This is a genomic window from Streptomyces tsukubensis, from assembly GCF_003932715.1.
Lineage (GTDB): Bacteria > Actinomycetota > Actinomycetes > Streptomycetales > Streptomycetaceae > Streptomyces > Streptomyces tsukubensis.
The window spans coordinates 2,286,500-2,306,071 of sequence record NZ_CP020700.1 but is presented as its reverse complement, the minus strand read 5'-3'; the positions used below and the strand labels follow the sequence as shown (position 1 = coordinate 2,306,071).

General features: G+C 73.2%; 16 protein-coding genes and 1 pseudogene. 9 read left to right on the top strand and 8 right to left on the bottom strand.

Translation table 11 applies throughout. From position 1 onward, the window contains the following. Nucleotides 1–27: 27 nt before the first annotated feature. From B7R87_RS08655 to ispH, 4 genes are read right to left on the bottom strand one after another with little or no spacing between them, the layout of a single operon-like run. Entirely contained in the window at nucleotides 28–1,116 is a 1,089-nt protein-coding gene (locus tag B7R87_RS08655; RefSeq protein ID WP_006349428.1) for a polyprenyl synthetase family protein, read from the bottom strand. Next, nucleotides 1,113–2,255, bottom strand: coding sequence for a flavodoxin-dependent (E)-4-hydroxy-3-methylbut-2-enyl-diphosphate synthase (ispG, locus tag B7R87_RS08650; protein ID WP_006349429.1), 1,143 nt, complete (start codon nucleotides 2,253–2,255; stop codon nucleotides 1,113–1,115). Before ispG ends, B7R87_RS08655 begins: the two co-directional genes overlap by 4 nt. Continuing rightward, complete coding sequence (locus B7R87_RS08645) at nucleotides 2,252–4,099, bottom strand: 1-deoxy-D-xylulose-5-phosphate synthase (protein WP_006349430.1); 1,848 nt, start codon at nucleotides 4,097–4,099, stop codon at nucleotides 2,252–2,254. Before B7R87_RS08645 ends, ispG begins: the two co-directional genes overlap by 4 nt. Further along, nucleotides 4,096–5,415 carry a 4-hydroxy-3-methylbut-2-enyl diphosphate reductase gene (gene ispH / locus B7R87_RS08640; RefSeq protein ID WP_040916382.1) on the bottom strand — a complete coding sequence of 440 codons (1,320 nt, stop codon included), beginning with the start codon at nucleotides 5,413–5,415 and terminating at the stop codon, nucleotides 4,096–4,098. Before ispH ends, B7R87_RS08645 begins: the two co-directional genes overlap by 4 nt. Nucleotides 5,416–6,349: 934 nt before the next feature. Between ispH and B7R87_RS08635 the strand changes: the two genes are divergently transcribed. After that, nucleotides 6,350–7,030 carry a hypothetical protein gene (locus B7R87_RS08635; protein ID WP_006349432.1) on the top strand — a complete coding sequence of 227 codons (681 nt, stop codon included), beginning with the start codon at nucleotides 6,350–6,352 and terminating at the stop codon, nucleotides 7,028–7,030. Nucleotides 7,031–7,170: 140 nt separating this feature from the next. Next, a pseudogene (locus tag B7R87_RS08630) lies at nucleotides 7,171–7,396 on the top strand (VapC toxin family PIN domain ribonuclease); the annotation flags it as partial. 27 nt (nucleotides 7,397–7,423) lie between these two features. Here B7R87_RS08630 and B7R87_RS08625 read toward each other — a convergent pair. Continuing rightward, nucleotides 7,424–8,368 (bottom strand): N-acetylmuramoyl-L-alanine amidase, encoded by a 945-nt coding sequence (locus tag B7R87_RS08625; protein WP_040916384.1) that lies wholly within the window; start codon nucleotides 8,366–8,368, stop codon nucleotides 7,424–7,426. 320 nt (nucleotides 8,369–8,688) lie between these two features. Here B7R87_RS08625 and B7R87_RS08620 point away from each other — a divergent pair, with 320 nt between their 5' ends. The 5 genes from B7R87_RS08620 (at nucleotide 8,689) to B7R87_RS08600 (ending at nucleotide 14,443) form a co-directional block, all read left to right on the top strand. Beyond that, nucleotides 8,689–8,910: a hypothetical protein gene (locus tag B7R87_RS08620; protein WP_040916386.1), complete on the top strand. Its 222-nt coding sequence runs from the start codon at nucleotides 8,689–8,691 to the stop codon at nucleotides 8,908–8,910. Between the two features lie 223 nt (nucleotides 8,911–9,133). Next, complete coding sequence (locus B7R87_RS08615) at nucleotides 9,134–9,529, top strand: TOBE domain-containing protein (protein WP_006349437.1); 396 nt, start codon at nucleotides 9,134–9,136, stop codon at nucleotides 9,527–9,529. Nucleotides 9,530–9,543: 14 nt separating this feature from the next. Further along, the gene (gene modA / locus B7R87_RS08610; RefSeq protein WP_006349438.1) at nucleotides 9,544–10,353 is read left to right on the top strand and encodes a molybdate ABC transporter substrate-binding protein; all 810 of its coding nucleotides are present in this window, start codon (nucleotides 9,544–9,546) and stop codon (nucleotides 10,351–10,353) included. Nucleotides 10,354–10,425: 72 nt separating this feature from the next. After that, complete coding sequence (locus B7R87_RS08605; protein ID WP_130584666.1) at nucleotides 10,426–12,333, top strand: ABC transporter permease; 1,908 nt, start codon at nucleotides 10,426–10,428, stop codon at nucleotides 12,331–12,333. Between the two features lie 1,618 nt (nucleotides 12,334–13,951). Further along, complete coding sequence (locus B7R87_RS08600) at nucleotides 13,952–14,443, top strand: ricin-type beta-trefoil lectin domain protein (protein ID WP_130584594.1); 492 nt, start codon at nucleotides 13,952–13,954, stop codon at nucleotides 14,441–14,443. Here the strand turns inward: B7R87_RS08600 and B7R87_RS08595 are convergent. The 3 genes from B7R87_RS08595 to B7R87_RS08585 all read right to left on the bottom strand — a co-directional run bounded on the left by B7R87_RS08595 (nucleotide 14,403) and on the right by B7R87_RS08585 (nucleotide 18,081). After that, the gene (locus B7R87_RS08595; protein ID WP_040916392.1) at nucleotides 14,403–15,866 is read right to left on the bottom strand and encodes an acyl-CoA synthetase; all 1,464 of its coding nucleotides are present in this window, start codon (nucleotides 15,864–15,866) and stop codon (nucleotides 14,403–14,405) included. The two genes, B7R87_RS08600 and B7R87_RS08595, sit on opposite strands and share 41 nt — an antisense overlap. A 193-nt stretch (nucleotides 15,867–16,059) precedes the next feature. Further along, complete coding sequence (locus B7R87_RS08590) at nucleotides 16,060–17,232, bottom strand: nitrate/nitrite transporter (protein ID WP_045853098.1); 1,173 nt, start codon at nucleotides 17,230–17,232, stop codon at nucleotides 16,060–16,062. A 138-nt stretch (nucleotides 17,233–17,370) separates the two neighbouring features. Beyond that, complete coding sequence (locus tag B7R87_RS08585; RefSeq protein ID WP_130584593.1) at nucleotides 17,371–18,081, bottom strand: LysE family transporter; 711 nt, start codon at nucleotides 18,079–18,081, stop codon at nucleotides 17,371–17,373. A 71-nt stretch (nucleotides 18,082–18,152) separates the two neighbouring features. Between B7R87_RS08585 and B7R87_RS08580 the strand changes: the two genes are divergently transcribed. Together B7R87_RS08580 and B7R87_RS08575 are read left to right on the top strand one after the other, a co-directional pair. Further along, nucleotides 18,153–18,593, top strand: a complete 441-nt coding sequence (locus B7R87_RS08580) for an Lrp/AsnC family transcriptional regulator (RefSeq protein ID WP_006349446.1) — start codon at nucleotides 18,153–18,155, stop codon at nucleotides 18,591–18,593. Between the two features lie 90 nt (nucleotides 18,594–18,683). After that, a complete protein-coding gene (locus B7R87_RS08575) occupies nucleotides 18,684–19,568 on the top strand; it encodes a TIGR03619 family F420-dependent LLM class oxidoreductase (protein WP_130584592.1) in 885 nt (294 codons plus the stop codon). Nucleotides 19,569–19,572: the final 4 nt, after the last annotated feature.

Sequence of the window (19,572 nt, the reverse complement as noted above, 5' to 3'; positions counted from 1 at the left end):
GAGGTCATGCGCTGTCGGGGCTCGTGGTTATGCGGTTCTCCGGACGGCGGTGTCCGCGAAGTCGTGGAGCAGGCGGATGGATGCCGGTTCCAGTGGCGCGGTCCGGAGGTGGTGGAGGGCCTGTGCGTAGCGTTCGGTGATCATGGTCTCGACGTGGTGGACGGCGCCGGTCGCGGTGATGATGTCGCGGGCCGTGGCGGCCTGGTCGTGTGTGAGGTCGCGGTGGCCGAGGAGGGGGCGGAGCCGGTTGGCCTGGGTGCGGGTGGCGTGGCGCAGGGCGAGGGCGAAGAGGACGGTGGCTTTGCCTTCGCGCAGGTCGTCGAGTGCGGGTTTGCCGGTGTGGGCGGTGTCGCCGAAGACGCCGAGGAGGTCGTCGCGGAGCTGGAAGGCTTCGCCCAGGGGAATGGCGAATGCGGACAGGGAGTCGAGCAGGGTCTGTTCGGCGCCGGCGAGGGCGGCGCCGATGTGCAGGGGGCGTTCGATGGTGTATTTGGCGGTCTTGTAGCGGCAGATCGCCAGTGCCCGGCCGACGTCGGCGGTGGGGGTGCCGGTGGCGGTGACGTCGAGGTACTGGCCGTACATGACCTCGGTGCGCATGGCGTGCAGCAGGGGCAGGACGTCGGTGAGCTGCTTGTGGCTGAGGCCGGCGGTGTGGAGGAGTTCGTCGGCCCAGGTGAGGGCGAGGTCGCCGATGAGCACGGCGGTGCCGGCACCGAGCCGCTGGGCGGCGGTGACCGTGCGGCCGGCAGCGTGACGGGCGGCGAGGGTGCGGTGGAGGGTGGGGCGGCCGCGGCGGGTGTCGGAGCGGTCCATGACGTCGTCGTGGATCAGGCAGAAGGCGTGGAACATCTCCAGGCCGGCAGCGGCCCTGACGACAGGGAGGGGATGGCCCCGCCCCCCGGCGACGTGCCAGCCGGTCAGGCAGAGCAGGGGACGGATGCGTTTGCCGCCGGCGGCCAGGAAGTCCGCCAGGAGTGCGGTCACTTCCCCGGGCATACGCTGTCCGGCCGCGGCGCGGGCTTTGTCGGCGAGGAAGGCGCCGAGGGCGGAGTCGACCTCGGCCCGGGTCTGATCCGAGTCGGCACCGTAGGGCTCGGCCGGGGCTGTGGTGGTCATGAGAAGTCCTCCGCCGGTGCCGGGGTGTCCTGGGGAGCAGGTGCGTCGGTGAGGCGCAGGGCCTCGTCGAGGAGGGTCTCGACGATCTTGTGTTCGGGGACGGTGCGGATGATGTGGCCTTTGCGGAAGATCTGGCCTTTGCCGTTGCCGCAGGAGACGCCGAGGTCGGCTTCGCGGGCTTCGCCGGGGCCGTTGACGACGCAGCCCATGACCGCGATGCGCAGGGCGTGGGGGAAGCCGTCGAAGGCGGCTTCGACCTGGCCGGCGAGGCGGTGGATGTCGACCTGGAGGCGTCCGCAGCCGGGGCAGGAGACGATCTCCAGTTTGCGGGGGCGCAGTCCGAGGGAGGACAGGATGTGGCAGCCCGCCTTGACCTGTTCGACGGGCGGGGCGGACAGGGAGACGCGGATGGTGTCGCCGATGCCTTCGCCGAGGAGGATCCCGAAGGCGACGGCGGATTTGATGGCGCCCTGGAAGGCGGGGCCGGCTTCGGTGACGCCGAGGTGGAGCGGGTAGTCGCAGGCGGCGGCGAGGAGCCGGTTCGCGGCGATCATCGTGGCCGGGTCGTGGTGCTTGACCGCGATCTTCAGGTCCTGGAAGCCGTGCTCCTCGAAGAGGGAGCACTCCCACAGGGCGGATTCCACCAGGGCCTCGGGGGTCGCCCTGCCGTACTTGGCGAGCAGGCGGGGGTCGAGGGAACCGGCGTTGACCCCGATCCGGATCGGTACCCCGGCCGCCGCGGCGGCCTTCGCGATCTCCCCGACCCGGTCGTCGAACTTGCGGATGTTCCCCGGGTTCACCCGCACCGCGGCGCAGCCGGCGTCGAGGGCGGCGAAGACGTAGCGGGGCTGGAAGTGAATGTCCGCGATCACCGGCAGCTTCGACTTCGCGACGATCGCCGGGAGGGCGTCGGCGTCGTCCTGGGACGGGACCGCCACACGGATGATGTCGCATCCGGCGGCGGTGACTTCCGCGATCTGCTGGAGGGTGGCGTCGACATCGGCGGTGAGGGTGGTGGTCATGGTCTGTACGGAGACCGGCGCGCCTCCACCCACCGGGACTTTCCCGACGTGGAGTTGGCGGGTGGGGCGGCGCGCCGGGGTGCGGGGGAGGGAGGGCAGGCCGAGGTCGGTGGTCATCGTGGCTCCACGGGGTGCTTGGAGTGGTACGGAAGCCCGGCGCGGGCGCGGAGTACGGCGTAGACGATGCCCCGGCTGTCGAGGCCTGCCGCGCCGAGGAGGCCGTTGCGGGTGGCGTGGGGGAGGAAGCGGTGGGGCAGGCCCAGGGCGCGGGTGGGGACGGTGCTCCCGGTGTCGGTGACGGCTTGGGCGACCGCGGTTCCCAGGCCGCCGGAGCGGACACCGTCCTCGACGGTGATCACCAGGCGGTGCCGGGCGGCGAGTTCGACGAGTTCGTGGGGGACGGGCAGGGCCCAGCGGGGGTCTGCGACGGTGCACCCGATGCCCCGGTGGTCGAGATGCGCGGCGGCTTCGACGGCCGCTGTGGCAAGTGGGCCGGTGGCGACGAGCAGGACGTCCCGGACGGCCGAGCGGAACAGGACGTCGACGGGGCCGTGCCGTTCCAACGCCTCGATATCGTCCCCGGCGGCGCCTTTCGGGAAGCGCAGGGCGGTGGGTCCGGAGCTTTCGGTGACCGCCTCGGTGAGGAGTTCCCGCAGCTGTGCGGCGCCGCGCGGGACGGCCACCCGCAGGCCGGGGACGGTGCCCAGGAGGGCCAGATCCCACATCCCGTGGTGCGAGGAGCCGTCGGGGCCGGTGATGCCGGCCCGGTCCAGGACGAAGGTCACCGGCAGACCGTGCAGGGCGACATCCATCAGGACCTGGTCGAACGCGCGGTTCAGGAAGGTGGCGTAGAGGGCGACTACCGGGTGCAGGCCGGCCATGGCGAGCCCGGCCGCCGACGTCACGGCGTGCTGTTCGGCTATCCCGACGTCGAAGACGCGGTCCGGGAACTTCTCCCGCATCAGGTGCAGGCCGGTCGGCCGCAGCATCGACGCGGTGATGGCCACCACCTCCGGGTGCCCGGCGGCCACCGACACCAGCTCGTCCGCGAACACGCTCGTCCAGGACCGCCCCGAGCCCCCCTCTGCCGGGGCGGGACGACCGGTGGACGGATCGACGACACCGACCGCGTGCAGGCAGTCCGCCTCGTCCGCCTCCGCGGGGGCGTACCCCCGGCCCTTGACGGTCACCACGTGCACGACAACCGGACCGGCGAGGGCCCGGGCCCGGCGCAGCGCATCCTCCACGGCACGTGTGTCGTGGCCGTCGACGGGACCGAGGTAGCCGAGCCCGAGATCGGTGAGCACATTCCGCTGTCCCTGGTGTTCCGCGGTCCCGGTGCCCTGGCGTTTGAGTGCGCTCAGATGGGCGGCGAAGGCGCCGGTGGTGGGGTCGTAGGAGCGGCCGTTGTCGTTGAGGACCACGATCACCGGGCGCTCCGGGGCGCCGCCGAGATTGTTCAGGCCCTCCCAGGCCAGTCCGCCCGTGAGGGCGCCGTCGCCGATGACGGCCACCACCGAACGGTCGTGCTCACCGCTGATGGCCCGTGCCTTCGCGAGGCCGTCGGCGTAGGAGAGGGCGGTGGAGGCGTGGGAGTTCTCCACCAGATCGTGGGGCGACTCGGACCGCGACGGGTAGCCCGACAGGCCGCCGGGCTGCCGCAGCGACCGGAAATCCTGGAGGCGGCCGGTCAGCAGCTTGTGTACGTACGCCTGGTGTCCGGTGTCGAAGACGATCGCGTCCCTGGGGGAGTCGAAGACCCGGTGGAGCGCCAGGGTCAGCTCCACCACCCCCAGGTTCGGTCCCAGATGACCGCCCGTCGCGCACACCTGCTCGACCAGGAACGCCCTGATCTCGGCGGCCAGTTCGTCCAGTTGATCCCGGGGCAGGGCCTTCAGGGCGGCTGGGGTGGCGATCTTCTCCAGCAGCGGGAATCGGGTGTCGGAGACGCTGGTACTCATCGGTTCTTCCTCACTGCGGCGGGTGGCGCGAAGTAGGTGTCCTCGGTCGTGGTGATCCGTTCCTGAACGGTGAGCGGCCCCAGCCCGGCCAGCGCCGCGAGGGTCTCCTGGACCAGGGCGGGCGGGGCCGACGCCCCGGCGCTGAGTCCGACCGTGGCCGTGTCGCGCAGCCAGTCCGGCCGGATGCGGGAGGGGTCCTCGATCAGGTGGGCCGGGGTGCCCGCTTTGCGGGCCAGCTCCACGAGCCGTACCGAGTTGGAGGAGTTGTCCGATCCCAGGACCAGGACCAGATCCGCCTCCGCGGTGACGGCTTCCAGGGCGTGCTGGCGGTTGGTGGTGGCGTAGCAGATGTCCTCGGAGCCCGGACCGCGCGCCTGGGGGAATCGTTCCTTGAGCGCGGCGATCGTCTCCCGCGTCTCGTCCACGGCAAGCGTCGTCTGCGTCAGGTAGGTGATGTTCGACGGGTCCGGCAGGTCCAGGGCGGCGATGTCCTGCGGGCCGCCGACGACCACGGTGGCGTCGGGGGCCTCGCCGTAGGTGCCCTCGACCTCCTCGTGTCCGGCGTGCCCGATCAGGACGATGCTGCTGCCGCGCTCGGCGAACCGGCGCGCCTCCGCGTGGACCTTCGTCACCAGCGGACACGTCGCGTCCACCACCTCCAGGTTCCTGCGCTCCGCTTCCGCGCGGACCTGCGGGGAGACACCGTGCGCGGAGAACACCACCAGGGAACCGGCGGGAATCTCGTCCAGTTCCTCCACGAACACCGCGCCCCGCCGCGCCAGGCCGGCAATGACGTGGGTGTTGTGGACGATCTGCTTCCGTACGAACACCGGCCGCCCGCCGGAAGTCTGCTGCCGGTCCAGGAGGGCCTCGACGACCTCGATGGCCCGCTCCACCCCGGCGCAGAACGACCGCGGAGACGCCAGCAGCACCGTCCTGGGCCTCATGACACGTGCCCAGGAGGCGACAGCGGCCTCGGCCGTCGCGCGCAGGCCCGGGTCCGAGGCCGTCGCCATCACGGCCACGTCACCGGAGCCCTCCGTGCGGGCGGCCTTCCCGTCCGGGCGTGCACTCGGGGCCGGGCCGGCGACCGCGGCATGGAAAGGGCTGCCCGAGCCTTCTTCCAGCAGGCGGACCGCGCCCGTGACCACCGGATGGCCGGCGGCGGCGAGTGTCCCCGCGACCATCGGCGCCGCAGCACAGGCCACCATGTGCCCGTCGGGCCACACCAGCGACTCGGCCACCAGCACATGGCCGGCCGGGAGTGCCGTCCCGGGGGTGGTGGCCGGGTGCCGGCGCACGGAAGAATGCGACATGCCTGTCCCTCGCTATCGGTGGGGGGAACGCTGTCGGGAGGCGCTCGCTGCCGAGCGGAACCGACGTGTGAACAGGGGCCGCCCGCAGCGCCGCACGGGGATTGAGCGACCCGTCCGGGCGGGTACCCCAGCTTCAGTACACCCATCGAACTCCCGTTTAGTGCAGGGGTACCGGCGTACGAATGTGCTGTTCCTGTTGCATCCATGCGCCCTTGTGAATCGGCGCCGTATCCCCATCACCTCGACCAGAGCTGAGAAACGGGTGAGGAAGTGTCCTCTCAGCGACCCAACGCACGGCTCGCGCAGCTGCTCAACGAGGCGGCCTGGAACGCGACCCAGCTTGCCCACGCCGTCTCATCGGTGGCGTCCGAACAGGGTCACAGCCTGATCGTGCACCGCTCCACCGCGACCCGCTGGCTCTCCGGCACACATCCGCGCCCGCCCGCGCCCGCCTGCATCCTGGAGGCGCTCTCCCGGCGTCTGGGCAGGCCACTGACCGCCGCCGAAGCCGGACTGACCCGGGCACCCGCGTACACACCGGACTGGTCGTGGGAGGCCGACCCCGTACGGCGTCTGGCCAAACTCACCCACGGCCAACTCGCCCCCGGGCTGGGAAGTGTCTTCGGCACGGACGTCTACAGCCACGCCGCGCTGGCGGTCCCCGACTGGCAGGAGCTGCCCTTACACACCGCAGCCCGCCGCGCCGGCGCCATGGCCGGACGCCGCGTCGGCCATGCGGAAGTGGAGGCACTGAAGGGCATGATCGCCGTCTTTGCCTCCTCCACCGGGACGTTCGGCGGCGGACACGCCCGCACCGCGCTGACCACCTACCTCGCCGACGACGCCACCACCTGGCTCCTCGCCGGCGCCAGCGACCATGTACACCGGCAACTCCTCGCCCACACCGCCCAGCTCACCATTTCTCCTGGGCAACATGTGTGCCGACGTCCACGCCCATGCCCTGGCCCAGCACTACCACCGCACCGCCGCCCACCTCGCCGCCGAAGCCGAGGCCCCCAACACCTACACCATCGCCCTGCGAGCCCTCGCCGCCCACGCGCTGGACCTCGGACACCAGCAGCCCGCACTCGCCCTGACCGAACAGGCCGCCGCCACCGCCACCCGCCACTCCTCGACCCTGACCCAGTCCTTCATCCAGTCCCAACTCGCCCTCGCCCACGCACGGGCCCGGAACCGCTCCCATGCCCTTCTCGCCCTGCACAACGCAGAGGTCCTCCACAGCAAGGCGGAGCAGAACCCCGCAGACCCCTTCGGCAGCTACCCGACCGCAGCCCTCCACTTCCAAGGGGCCCGCACACTGACCGCGCTCAAGGACCATGCGGCGGCCGACCGGGCCTTCCGCTCCTCCCTGCGCGCCCGAGCCCCCCAGGCCCGCCGCGCCCGAGCCCTGACCGTCGCCCTCCTGGCCGAGTCACAACTCCTCCAGGGAAACCTCGAAGAGTCCCTCACCACCTGGAAGCGCTTCCTGATCGACTACCCCGGACTGCGCTCGGCCCGCGCCGCCGCCTCCCTCACCACCATGCGGCAGGCCCTGCGCCCCTACAGCACCCACCCCGACGTGGCCCTCCTGGAGGAGCAGGCCGCGACTCTGTGACGTGCGGGACGCGAGCGGCTCACGGGTAGGTCGTGACCGTGTTCGGCACGGCCGGTGAATCCCGCCGTTCGCGTGGGGCGCGCAGGCGCCGGAGGCTTTCTGCGATCTCCCGTAGTGCGGTGTTGACCGTGTCGTCGGCTGCGTTGTGCGCGACGGCGCCCGTGCCGAAAGGGGCCTGGCGCCGGGTGGATTCCGCCCAGTACAAGCCGACCCAGCTCGGGCACCATCGTTCCGCGGGAGCCGTCGATCTCGTGGGTGTGGGCGACCGCGGTCCACCACGGGCACACCGTGCTCCATGTGGACAGCGACTTCGTGACGGTCGCCTCCGTACTGAAGGAAGTGGACCAGCGCGACGCCCGGGAGTGACCGTGGGCGTCGCACCGGGCCGGTGGGTCAAGGGGTCACGGTGAAGCCGTGCTTCGTGGCGAGTTTCTTCAGGGAGGCCTGGCCCGGGATGCCGTCCGCGGCTCCGCCCGTGTAGCCGAGGCGGCGCTGCCAGGCCGCGTAGGCGTCCTTGGTGGCGGTGCCGTAGTGGCCGTCGGCCAGGCCCGCGGTCAGCAGGCCCTCCTTGACCAGGGCCTTCTCCACGGTTTTGACGCCGGGGTAGCTGACGGGGGTGCCGGGGCGGGCGGGGTCGCGGCGGGCGGCGGCGATCAGCTGGGAGAGGTCGACCACCGGCTTGGAGGGCTTGGGGACCGTCGGGGGCTTCGGCTTGGGGGTGGGGCGGCCGGTGAGGCGGTCCGCGATACGGGCGCGCAGGTCCGGCATGGTGAAGCCCCTGGGGTCCACCTTGTCGTTCGACCACTCGCGGTGGCCGATCACCGACTTCGCCGACCAGCCGTGCACCCGGCAGAGCGCGGCCGAGACCCGCTCGATGGCCTCCAGCTGCGCGGCCGGCCAGGGGTCCTTGCCGTCGCCGAGGTTCTCGCACTCGAAGCCGTAGAAGTGACGGTTGCCGTCGATGCCGTCCTTGTTGCCCTTGGTGGGGGCCGGGGGGCGCTCGCCGTAGGACTCGGCCGTGACCACGTCGAGCACGCGGGGGTCGCCGCCGCCCGCGTGGTTGGTGCGGCCCCAGCCGATCAGATGGACCGCGCCGTCCTTGGTGATCACGGCGTGGCAGAGCGGTCCTGGCAGTGCGCTGTAGCCGTCCCGGCAGAGCCGGACGGGGTCGGTGGGGCGTTCGGTGACCGTGTGGTGGATCACGATTCCGTGGACGGGACCCCAGGGGCGGCCGGCGGCGGTACGGGTATGGCTCTGCCAGCTGCCGACCTCGACGACCTTCACCCCCTCGGCTCGGAGAGCGGCCTCGAACTGGGCGGCGGTCATCGGTGTTGCCATGGGAGGTACTCCAGTGATGCGGATGGCGCTGACTCATCTGGCTGATCAGTAGATTACGTTCATTTGAGCAGGAAAAATGGGAAAGTTGGAGGTTTGAAGCCGCTGGAACGGGGAATTCCGCGGCGAATGCTCCTTTACGCGCCCCTTGTTGCCGCCCTCCGCGCGCCGACAGGAGTTCACAAAGGGGCTGTTGGGAGTGTTGTGGTCGCCGGGGCGCGCGGCGGGCGGAGGGTGTCCCGGGGGAGATTCGTCCGGCCTGAGCCGGGGGTGCCGGTCCCGGCATCCGGGCCCGGCGGCCGTCGCGGCATATGATTTCGGCCATGGCTGAAATCAAGCTGACGGATGAATTGGTGGCACTGGAGACCCGGGCCTGGCGGGAGATCCAGGAGGGGCGGCTCACGGTGGAGACCGCCGGAGCCGTCCAGGCCGCGATCACCGCCCATGCCCTCGCCTCCGGGGAGAGCAGGTACGCGGTGGAGCAGGCGCTCAAGGCCCGGGTGCGCTACCCGGCGGAGGCCCCGGCCCCGGAGGAAGGGGCCTGACGTGCGCGGTGAAGGCCCCGGCCGGAGGGGACTGGCCGGGGCCTTCATGGGCTGGTGCGGGTGCCTGTCGCGCACCGGTGTCGTGCGCGTACTTCCGAGTCTCCGCCCGCCCGCCGGGTTGGTCAAGCGCCCCGGGCACCCCCCTCCCGACCGCCTGGCATCTGCTGGCTGATCAGAGATATCGCCTTGTAGATGCAAGCCATGCCCGCATATGTTGTCGCATATGCAGTCCTATACGATCGGGCAGGCGGCGAAGCTGCTGGGCGTGAGCCCCGACACCGCCCGCCGCTGGGCCGACGCGGGCCGGTTCACCACGCACCGCGACGACAGCGGCCGTCGCCTCGTCGACGGCCGGGATCTGGCCGCCTTCGCCGTCGAACTCGGCCAGGGCGACGACGCCGAGGGCGAGCCCTCGTACACCTCGGCCCGTAACGCCTTCCCCGGCATCGTCACCGCGGTCAAGCTCGGCGATATCGCCGCCCAGGTCGAGATCCAGGCCGGACCGCACCGTCTGGTCTCCCTGCTGACCCGGGAGGCCGTGGAAGAGCTGGGGCTGGAGGTCGGAATGCAGGCCACCGCCCGTGTGAAGTCGACCAGCGTGCACATCGACCGTCCCTGAAGGAGCCCTGACGGATGTCCCTCTCCCCGAGCACCGGTCCCTCACGCACCCGCCGCGCGGTCCTCGCCCTGACGGCCGCGGCGGCCCTCCTCGTACCGCTCACCGCCTGCGGCGGCGATGACGGCGACGGTGGCGATGACGGCGGCGGCAAGCAGTCGAAGTCCGCGCTGACCGTCCTGGCCGCCGCGTCGCTCACCGACGTCTTCAAGACCGCCGGAGCCGCCTACGAGAAGGCCCACCCCGGCACCGAGATCACCTTCTCCTTCGCGGGCTCCCAGGAGCTGGCCGCCCAGGTCCGCCAGGGCGCCCCCGCCGATGCCCTGGTCACCGCCGACACCAAGACCATGGACGGGCTGAAGGGCGAGACCGGCACCCCCGTGATCATCGCCAGGAACCGGCTCGTCATCGCGGTCGAAGAGGGCAATCCGCAGAAGGTCGCCGCCCTCAAGGACCTCACCGACCCCGGGCTCAAGGTGGTGCTCGCCGCGCCCGAGGTGCCCGCCGGACGCTACAGCCGGCAGGTCCTCGACGCCCAGAAGCTCTCCGTGAAGCCGGTGTCCCAGGAGCCGAACGTCCGGGCCGTGCTCAGCAAGGTCGAACTGGGCGAGGCCGACGCCGGACTGGTCTACAAGACGGACGCGGCCGGTGCAGCGGACAAGGTCGACGCGATCGAGATCCCCGACGCCCAGAACGCCGTCGCCGCCTACCCGGCGGCAACGCTGAAGACCACGAAGAACGCGGACGCCGCCGCGGCCTTCGTTGAGTGGCTCAAGGGCCCCGAGGCGCAGCGGATCCTCAGCGGCGCGGGCTTCCAGCAGCCGTAGGCCGTGTCCGGAGAACCCCGCCCGGCCCGCTCCGCCCGGCCCGGCTCCCGCAGAGGGGCCGGTCCCGGCGGGGTGCCCGTCGTCCTCGCCCTGCCCGCTCTCCTCGCCGTCGGCTTCCTGCTGCTGCCGCTGATCGGCATCCTCGCCCGGACCGAATGGGCCGCGCTCGGCACCCATCTGACCAGCCCCGGGGTGACCGAGGCCCTCGGGCTCTCCCTCCTGGTGTCGGGCTGGGCGCTCGCGCTCTCCCTGCTGCTCGGAGTGCCCCTGGCCTGGCTGCTGGCCAGGACCGACATCCCCGGCAAGGCGTTCATCCGCACCCTGGTGATGCTGCCGATGGTGCTCCCGCCCACCGTCGGCGGTGTGGCGCTGCTCCTCGGCTTCGGCCGGCGCGGGCTGCTCGGGCCCTGGCTGGAGGACAGCTTCGGAATCACCCTTCCCTTCCACACCTCGGGCGCCGTGATCGCCGCGACCTTTGTGGCGATGCCGTTCCTCGTCATCAGTCTCGAAGGCGCGCTGAACGGGCTGCGCCCCGAGTACGAGGAGACCGCCGCGTCCCTCGGCGCCTCCCCCCTCCGGGTGTTCTTCACGGTCACCGTGCCGATGGCCGCCCCCGGGCTGATCGCGGGCGCCGCGCTCACCTGGGCCAGGGCGCTCGGGGAGTTCGGGGCGACGATCACCTTCGCGGGCAATCTGCCGGGGGTGACCCAGACCCTGCCGCTCCAGGTGTATCTGCTGCTCCAGGAGGAACCGGCCGCGGCCACCTCGGTATCACTGCTGCTGCTCGCGATCGCCATGGCCGTACTGATCGCGCTCCGCGGGCGGTGGACCGGGGGCGCGGGCGCCGACCGTACCGAGGCGGCGCCCGCGGACGGCCCCGAACCCGACAGGGAAGAGGAAGCGGGAGGCGCGGACGGCGCCCCGGCCCCGGACCCCGGAGCGCAGTGGTCCCTGCACGCCGAGGTCACCGGATTCACCCGGCTCGCCCTCGATGCCGCGCCCGGCACCACCGTCGCCGTCGTCGGCCCCAACGGCGCCGGGAAGACGACCCTGCTCCGGGCCCTGCTCGGGCTGACCCCCCGCGCCCGGGCGGCGCTCCGCCTCGGCGGCGACGATGTGACCGGGCTCCCGCCGCACCGCCGCGCGGTCGCCTGGGTTCCGCAGCACGGCGCCCTCTTCCCGCATCTGACCGCCCTCGGCAACACCGCCTACGGACTGCGCGCCCACGGCGTCCCGCGCGCCGAGGCCCGGCGCGAGGCCCGGCAGTGGCTGGACCGGCTCGGTGTCGGCAGGCTCGCCCACCACCGGCCCGCCCAGCTCTCCGGCGGACAGGCCCAGCGGGTGGCGCTCGCCCGGGCGCTCGCCGCCCGGCCGAAGCTGCTGCTGCTCGACGAGCCGCTGGCCGCGCTCGACCAGACCACCCGGGCCCGGGTACGCCATCTCCTCCGCCGCCATCTCGACTCCTTCGGCGGGGTCTGCCTGATCGTCACCCACGATCCGGTGGAGGCCCTGTCGCTCGCAGACCGCGTCCTCGTCCTCGACGGCGGCGAAGCCCTCCAGGACGCCCCGCCCGCCGAGGTCACCCGCCGTCCGCGCTCCCCCTGGGTGGCGCGGATGCTGGGCCGCAACGCCTGGCCGGGCACCGCAGCGGCCGACGGGTCCCTGACCCTGCGGGACGGCGGCCGGCTGGTCGTGGCCGAACCGCCGCCGGCCGGGGCCGAGGTGCTCGCCGTCATCGCCCCCGAGGCCGTCGCGGTCCACCGGGAGCGGCCCGCGGGCAGCCCGCGCAACGTCTGGCCGGGGACGGTACGGGAGATCACCGCGTCCGGCGGCAGGCTGCGGGTGCTGGTGGTCTCCGCCGCCGCGCCGGACCTGGTCGCGGAGATCACCCCGCAGGCGGCGGCGGAGCTGGGGCTCGCGGAGGGGGAGCAGGTCTGGACGAGCGTGAAGGCCACGGAGGTCGTGACGGTACGGCTGTGACCGGGCGGCCGCCCGCCCCGCCGGACCGACCCCGGGCGAACGGCCGGTGACACCGCCGTGGTTGGCGGAAAGCCCGCCTCCGGGACGGACCGTGTCCGAACGGGAAGGCTTCTGCCCGCCCGCCGACCGCTGCTGTCCGCCGCCGTCCCCCGATCCGGTCGACTCCGTTCAGGAGCAGTGGCGTTCTTTGCTTTGTCGATGAACGGCCAAATCCCCATCCCATGGGGAACTCTTGTTCCGTCCGTGACGATTGTGCGAAGGTGAGCCCCCTCCCGGCCGGACCAGGACGTTCCGTTCGACCTGCGCGTCGACCAGCGCGCCCGTACGCCCGCCCCGCCCTTCTCTTCCGTCCTCTCTCCGGCGCCGCAGGACCCCGACTGCCCCCGGACGGAAAGACGTCTGATGCAGCCTCCGCCCCCCGGAACCCACCCCCCGCCCCTTTCCGCCGCCGCTTCCGACGAGGCGCTGGCCGACGCCCTCCGGTCGGGCGGCGAGGCGGCGACCGCCCGTCCCGTGGCCGTGCTGATGGCCCGTCACTGGCAGTCCGTCTTCGACTACGCGTCCGTCGTCACCCCCTCGCCGAAGGCCGCGTTCCTGCTCACCACCGCCGCTTTCGACACGGTCCTCGGCGAACTGCGCCGGAGACGGCCGACGACCGCGCTCCGCCCGCTGCTGCTGGCCGCCGCCCGCCGTACCGGCGCGGCCTGGGCCCGTGACGCCGAGGTCACCGCACTGGCCGGGCTTCGCCACCCCGAGACCGGCCGTGCCGTGCCCGCCGCGATGTTCACCGCCGACGGCGACCGGACCCTGACCGCCCGCGCGTTCCAGCTGCTGTCCGGCGCCGACCAGTGCCTGATCTGGCACACCGAGGCCGAAGGCGAAGGGATCTCCGTCCCCGCCGCACTGCTGGCGGTGGACCCCCGGACGGCCGCGGCCCGGCGCGAACCGGTCCGTGAGACGTTCCGCGCCGCCGTACTCCGCTGCCACCGGGAACTGGCCCCGGACGACAGCTGCCGCCACTACAGCAAGCTGCTCGACGCCGCTGCCCGCCGGAAGGACGGCGATACGTGCGCGCCCATGCCCGCGCCCGTGCCGGATGTTTCGGCCCATGCGGCACAGTGCGCCCACTGCCGGCTCGCGGCGGACCAACTGGACCACACCGGCGACCGGCTGGGGCTGCTGCTGGCCGAGGCGCTGCTGGGCCGGGCCGCCCGGCCCTACTTCGACGCCCGGCCCGCCCGCCGCAGAACGGCGGCCCGCAACGGTGGCGGCGGTGGCGAGGGATCCGGGGCGGCCCGGCGCGCCCCCGGGCACCGGGCCCGCGCGGGCCGCCGCCCCCGGAGCCGTACCCCCGCACCCGTCCGTACTCTCGCCTCTCTCGCCGCCGACACGTTCGGGGCGCTCCGGGCGTACCGCTCCGGCACCGCGCTGCTGGTCGCGGCCGCATCCTTGGCCGGGCTTCTGCTGGTGACCGCACTCGGCTCCGACCTCTGGGCCGACGACGGCAGTACGGCACAGTCCCGGGCCCGCCCGCCCGCCCGCCCCGGCCACGGGAACCGCACCGTCCGGTCCGGCGGCCACCGCCCCCGCGCCGCCGTCCGCGCCGTTCACCGCCCGGCTGCGCCACACCGCGTCCGGGCTCTGTCTCGACGTCCGCGACGGCATCGCCCGCCGGGGCGCCGACGCGGTGACCGAGATCTGCGCCGGACGGCTCAGCCAGCGCTGGACGTACGAGACCGACGGGCTGCTGCGGAGCGCCGCCGCCCCGGCGCTCTGTCTGGACTCGGGGCGCCCGGACGGCGTTCTGGCCCTGGCCTCCTGCGACCGCGAGCCCGGTGCGACCGCCGGTCCCGGGGGCACCGGCGCGCTCCGGCTGCGCTACGAACTGACCGCCGGGGGCGAACTGCTCGCGCGCCGCGACGACCGGCAGGCCGTCGTCCCCGCCGCTCCCGGCATCGGCGCCCCGGCCGTCGTCCGCCTCCGCAGCGACCACGGCGACAACAGCGACAACAGCGACAACGGCGACAGCGGCGGCGAGGGCTCCGGGCCGTGGCGCTGGCGTACGGAGTTCAGCTCCCCGCCGCCGGTGCGCCCAGCGCCCGCTTCATGATCTTGCCCATGTCGTTACGGGGCAGTGCGTCGAGGAACCTCACCTCGCGCGGCCGTTTGTGCGGGGAGAGCTGCCGGGCGACATGGGCCTCCAGTTCCTCCGGCGACGGACGCGCCCCCGGGTCGGCGTCGGCCGGCACGATCCAGGCGACCACGCGTTCGCCGAGATCGGGATCCGGCTCCCCGGTCACCGCCGCTTCCCGCACCCCGGGATGGTCCAGCAGGGCGTTCTCGATTTCACCGGCGCCGATCTTGTAGCCGCCGCTCTTGATGAGGTCGGTGGCCTTGCGGCCGACGATCCGTACCGCGCCGTCCGCGTCGCGTACCGCCATGTCGCCGGTGCGGAACCAGTCGCCGTCGAAGGCGGCGGCGGTCGCCTCGGGCCGGTTGAGATAGCCGGAGAAGAGGTTGGTGCCGCGGACCTGGATCTCACCGATGGTCTCGCCGTCGTACGCGGCCACCTCCGCCCCGGCCTCGTCGACCAGCCGCAGTTCGACGCCGGGCAGCGGCACCCCGACCGAACCCGGCCGGGGCCGCGGGTCGTCGACCCGGACGCTGGTGTTCATCAGCGTCTCCGTCATGCCGTACCGCTCGACGACCCGGCGGCCGGTCGCGGTGGTGATCCGGGTGTGGTCGGGCAGCGGCAGCGCGGCCGATCCCGACACCAGCAGCCGGGCCCCCGCCAGCGCCTTCACCAGAGCGGGGTCCACGTCGAGCGACTCCGCGAGCCGGTGGTACATGGTCGGCACGCCGAACAGCATCGTGCCGCCGTCCGCCAGCTCACGGGCCACCCCGTCGACGGAGAACCGGCCCAGATGGCGCAGGGCGCCGCCGCGCCGCAGCGGACCGAGGACCCCGATGATCAGCCCGTGGACGTGGAACAGCGGCAGTCCGTGGACGAGGACGTCGTCACCGGTCCACTCCCAGGCGTCGGCCACCGCGTCCAGGCTGGCGGCGATCGCCCGCCGGGGCAGTACGGCGCCCTTGGGCGGGCCGGTCGTACCGGAGGTGTAGACGATCATCGCCGGAGCGGCGGGCTCCGGTTCCGGGCCCGCCGGGACGGGCAGCGGCCCGGTGGGAGCGGTCGCGGTCGCGGTTGCGTTGATGTCGATCCGTTCCACCGCTCGCAGGGCGGCGGGCAGTTCGTCCCCGGCCGCCGCCAGCACCAGCGCCGGAGCGCTGTCCGCGAGGATATGGGCCAGTTCCCGTTCGCCCGTCTTCGGATTCAGCGGTACGACCGGGACCCCGGCGAGCAGCGCGGCCACGGTGCCGACCGCGGTCTCCAGGGTGGGGGTTGCCCACAGGGCCACCAGGGGCGCGCCGCCGATCCGCGCGGCCAGCGCCCCGGCGGTGTCCGCGAGCTGTCCGTACGTCAGCGCGCGCTCCCCGAAGCGCAGGGCGGGGCGCCCGGGGGAGGTCCGCAGTGCGGGGAGGAGGCTGCCGAGCGGATCGCCGCCGCCCGCTTCCGGGCCCGTCGGCGTACCTTCCGCATCCGTCGCTGTGCGGTCCCTCGCCAGGTCCCTCGCGTGATCCGTCACGTCGGGTCGTCCTCCATCGGTAGCCGGTGCCGGGCGTCCGGCCCATTCTTGCGCCCGCCTCCGGCCCGGTGGACCCCTGTCAGTCCCTGATCCCGGCCTTCTCCGTGGACTTTGCGGGGGCGGTCCCGGCCGTACGCATTCGCCCGTACGCGTACACGCATCCCGCCAGCGCCAGATCCGACAGCAGCATGAATCCGATGGAGTACGACCCCTTCGCACTGTAGATCGCGCCCATCACCAGGGGCGGGACAAAGCCGCCGAGGCCGCCCATCGCCCCCACGATCCCGGTGACACTGCCCACCTGGGGCTGCGGTGTCACCCGCGCCACCAGGGCGAACACACTGCCGGACGCGGCGCCGAGACCGGCCGCCATCAGCAGGAGCGCGATCGTGGCGCCGGGCATCAGCGCCGGGTCGAAAGCCTGCACGATCGCCATGACCGCGACCAGACCGAGGGCGGCGGAGGTCACGTACGCCGGGTGGATCCGGTCCGACAGCCAGCCCCCGAGCGGCCGGAACACCACCGTCACCAGGGCGAAACCGGCCGCCTTGGTGCCCGCTTCGGTCGGGTCGAGCCCGTACCAGGTCCGCAGGTACGTCGGCAGATAGACGCCGAACGCGACGATTCCGCCGAAGCCGATCGCATAGAGCGCCGACAGCTCCCAGGTCACCCGGAGCCGGCCGGCCCGCGCCAGCCGTACCCCCAGGGGGTCGGTGGGCACGGGCCGGTCGGGCCGGTCGGTGATCAGTACGGCGGCGAGGGCGGCGAAAACGGCGAGGGCGGCGGCGACCACATAGAAGGGGAGGTCCTCGCCGTGCTTCGCGATCCGCGGGGTGAAGTAGCCGGAGAGGGCCACACCGCCCATGCCCATGCCGAAGATGCCGATCGCCAGCCCCCGCCGGGCGGGCGGGAACCACGAGTTCACCAGCGGTACCCCGATCGCGAACGTCGTGCCGCCGAGCCCGAGCAGGAAACCGGTCGCCAGCATCGCCCCGTACGAGTCCTTCGCCGGGATCAGCAGCAGGACGGGCACGATCGTGGCCGCGCTGACCAGCGGGAACATCCGCCGTGCACCGTATCTGTCGGTGAGCGCGCCCACCGGGACCCGCCCCAGGGACCCCACCAGGACGGGTACGGCGACCAGCAGCGACTGCTCGAAGGAGCTGAGGTGCAGATGGTCCTTGTAGTAGCCGCCCAGCGGCGAGACGAGGTTCCACGCCCAGAAGGTGAGGGTGAACCCCACCGTGGCCATGATGAGGTTGCGATAGGCGGCGAAGGGGCTGCTGTCGGCGGGTTCCACACCGCCAGTCAAGGGCCGGGGGCGGGGGCGGGTCGCGCTGGAATGCTCCGTACGGGGGCCGGGGGAAACCCCCTGGTTGCCGGGGCCGGGTCAGAGCGCGGGCAGCGGCAGCGCCACCGTGATCGCGTACCCCGCCACCAGTCCGTATCCCGCCCGGAACGTCCAGACCCGGGCCCGGTCCGGGATCCTCGGCCCCGCGAAGCCGCCCGCCGCGACCAGCGTCTGCTGCCAGAGCAGGGAGGCGGCGAACACCCCGAAGGTGAAGACCGCACCGGCTGCGCCGCCGCGCAGCGCGCTGCCCTGGGCGGTGGTCAGCGCCGCGAAGTAGAGGGCGGTGGTGGGGTTGACGAAGGTGAGGGCGGCGAACCGGACGAAGACCCGCGCCGGGTCCGCGCGCACCGTACCCGCTGCTTCGGCCGTGCCGGGAGCGCCGGTCGGGCCGGTCGGGCCGGTCGGGCCGGGGGTGCCCCGGATGCCCGGGGCGGGCCGCCGGGACGCCAGCAGCCCCAGGGCGGCGATGGCCGCCAGGACGAGCGCGGCGACCAGCCGCACCCAGGCCTCCACACCCGCCAGAGCGGCGGCCACCAGCGGGCCCACCGCCGTCGCCAGCGCCGCGTACCCCGCGTCGACCACCGCGACCGCCGCCCCCGCCGCGGCTCCCGCGCGCCGGTCGCGCATCGCCTGCTGGACGACGAGCACCCCCACCGCGCCCAGCGGCACCGCGACCCCCAGCCCCGCCACCGCCCCCGCCGTCGCGGCCGTCAGATACTGCTCCATGCCCGCCTCCATCGGTTCGTCCATGGGGCGGCAGCCTGCGGGCGGGGAAGCGATTCATGCCGCCGGTATCCGGTGTTCACTGCGATAATCGTGGAATGGACGCCCTCGACCGCGAAATTCTCGGTGTGCTGCGAACGGATGCGCGGATCTCCTACCGCGATCTCGGGGTACGGGTCGGCCTGAGCGCCAACGCGGCCGCCGACCGGGTCCGGCGCCTGGTCCGCGACGGCGTCATCGCGGGCTTCACCGCCGTCGTCGACCCGGCGGCCGAATCCGGTACCGGGCTCAGCGTCTACATCGACCTGACGCTCCGCATCGGCGTCACCAACGACGCCTTCGAACAGGCGGTGGTGGGCCTGCCGGGCATCGAGGAGGCCGTGCACATCACGGGCGCGTACGACTACCTCGTCCGCGCCCGGGTGGCGAACCCGGCGGAGCTGGACGCGCTGCTCCGTACGATCAAACGGGAGACGGGCGCGGAGCGGACGAGCACCCGGATCGCCCTGCGCTCGGCGCGCCGCGGCCGCCACGCTTGAACCCGGAGCGCCCCCGGGGCCCGGGCACGCGAGCGGACTCGCCCGCGAAACCCCGTGCGTTCCGGCCTTCCGGGTGATCATGCTGAGGGTATGCGTACAGGAATAGCATTGCCGCAGTTCGGAACCCACGCCCGGCCCGAGCTGATCGCGGGCTTCGCCCGGGACGCCGAGGAAGCCGGCTTCGACACGCTGTGGGTCGGTGACCGCGCGCTCACCCCGGTCGCCCCGAGCGACGTCTATCCCGGCTACAGCGCGGAGAACCCCTACCCGCCCGGCTTCATCACCTTCCTCGACCCGGTCACCGTGCTGACGGTCGCCGCCGGCGCCACCCACCGGGTCCGGCTCGGCACCAGCACCCTCAACGCCCCCTGGTACCCGCCCTTGCTGCTCGCCCGCACTCTCACCTCACTCGACCGGATCAGCGGCGGCCGGCTGGACACCGGTCTCGGCATCGGCTGGATGCGCGACGAGTACACGGCCGTCAACGCCGACTTCTCCCGGCGCGGCCGGCTGCTCGACGAGATCCTCGACATCCTCCACGGCTACTGGACCGACGAGCCCTTCGCCCACCAGGGCCCGCAGTGGACGATCCCGCCCTCCCACGTCGGACTGCGGCCCGCCCAGTCACCGCCGCCGGTCTTCCTCGGCGGGTTCTCCGCCGCGACGATGCGCCGGATCGGCCGCCGCGCGGACGGCTGGGCCGGGATCGCGGTCCCCGGCCGGACCGGCACCGGGCTGTGGGACCTCGCCCGCCGCGCCGCCGGGGAAGCGGGCCGGGACCCCGACGCCCTGCAGCGGCATATCCGCCACAACGTCCGGCCCGGAGCGCGGGACGAGGATCTGGCCCGGGAGCTGGCCGAGGTCCGCGATTCCGGTGCGGACAGCTGCTTCCTGGACTTCCACCACGCCACCTCGGGGCCGGAGGAGGCCCTGGAACGGGGCATCGAGGTACTGACCCTGCTGCGCGCGGGCTGACCGG

Bases quoted from the DNA above. Each gene is read 5' to 3' on its own strand.
- B7R87_RS08655 (WP_006349428.1), bottom strand. From the start codon at position 1,116: ATGACCACCACAGCCCCGGCCGAGCCCTACGGTGCCGACTCGGATCAG.
- ispG (WP_006349429.1), bottom strand. From the start codon at position 2,255: ATGACCACCGACCTCGGCCTGCCCTCCCTCCCCCGCACCCCGGCGCGC.
- B7R87_RS08645 (WP_006349430.1), bottom strand. From the start codon at position 4,099: ATGAGTACCAGCGTCTCCGACACCCGATTCCCGCTGCTGGAGAAGATC.
- ispH (WP_040916382.1), bottom strand. From the start codon at position 5,415: ATGTCGCATTCTTCCGTGCGCCGGCACCCGGCCACCACCCCCGGGACG.
- B7R87_RS08635 (WP_006349432.1), top strand. From the start codon at position 6,350: ATGTGTGCCGACGTCCACGCCCATGCCCTGGCCCAGCACTACCACCGC.
- B7R87_RS08625 (WP_040916384.1), bottom strand. From the start codon at position 8,368: ATGGCAACACCGATGACCGCCGCCCAGTTCGAGGCCGCTCTCCGAGCC.
- B7R87_RS08620 (WP_040916386.1), top strand. From the start codon at position 8,689: ATGGCTGAAATCAAGCTGACGGATGAATTGGTGGCACTGGAGACCCGG.
- B7R87_RS08615 (WP_006349437.1), top strand. From the start codon at position 9,134: ATGCAGTCCTATACGATCGGGCAGGCGGCGAAGCTGCTGGGCGTGAGC.
- modA (WP_006349438.1), top strand. From the start codon at position 9,544: ATGTCCCTCTCCCCGAGCACCGGTCCCTCACGCACCCGCCGCGCGGTC.
- B7R87_RS08590 (WP_045853098.1), bottom strand. From the start codon at position 17,232: ATGGCCACGGTGGGGTTCACCCTCACCTTCTGGGCGTGGAACCTCGTC.
- B7R87_RS08585 (WP_130584593.1), bottom strand. From the start codon at position 18,081: ATGGACGAACCGATGGAGGCGGGCATGGAGCAGTATCTGACGGCCGCG.
- B7R87_RS08580 (WP_006349446.1), top strand. From the start codon at position 18,153: ATGGACGCCCTCGACCGCGAAATTCTCGGTGTGCTGCGAACGGATGCG.
- B7R87_RS08575 (WP_130584592.1), top strand. From the start codon at position 18,684: ATGCGTACAGGAATAGCATTGCCGCAGTTCGGAACCCACGCCCGGCCC.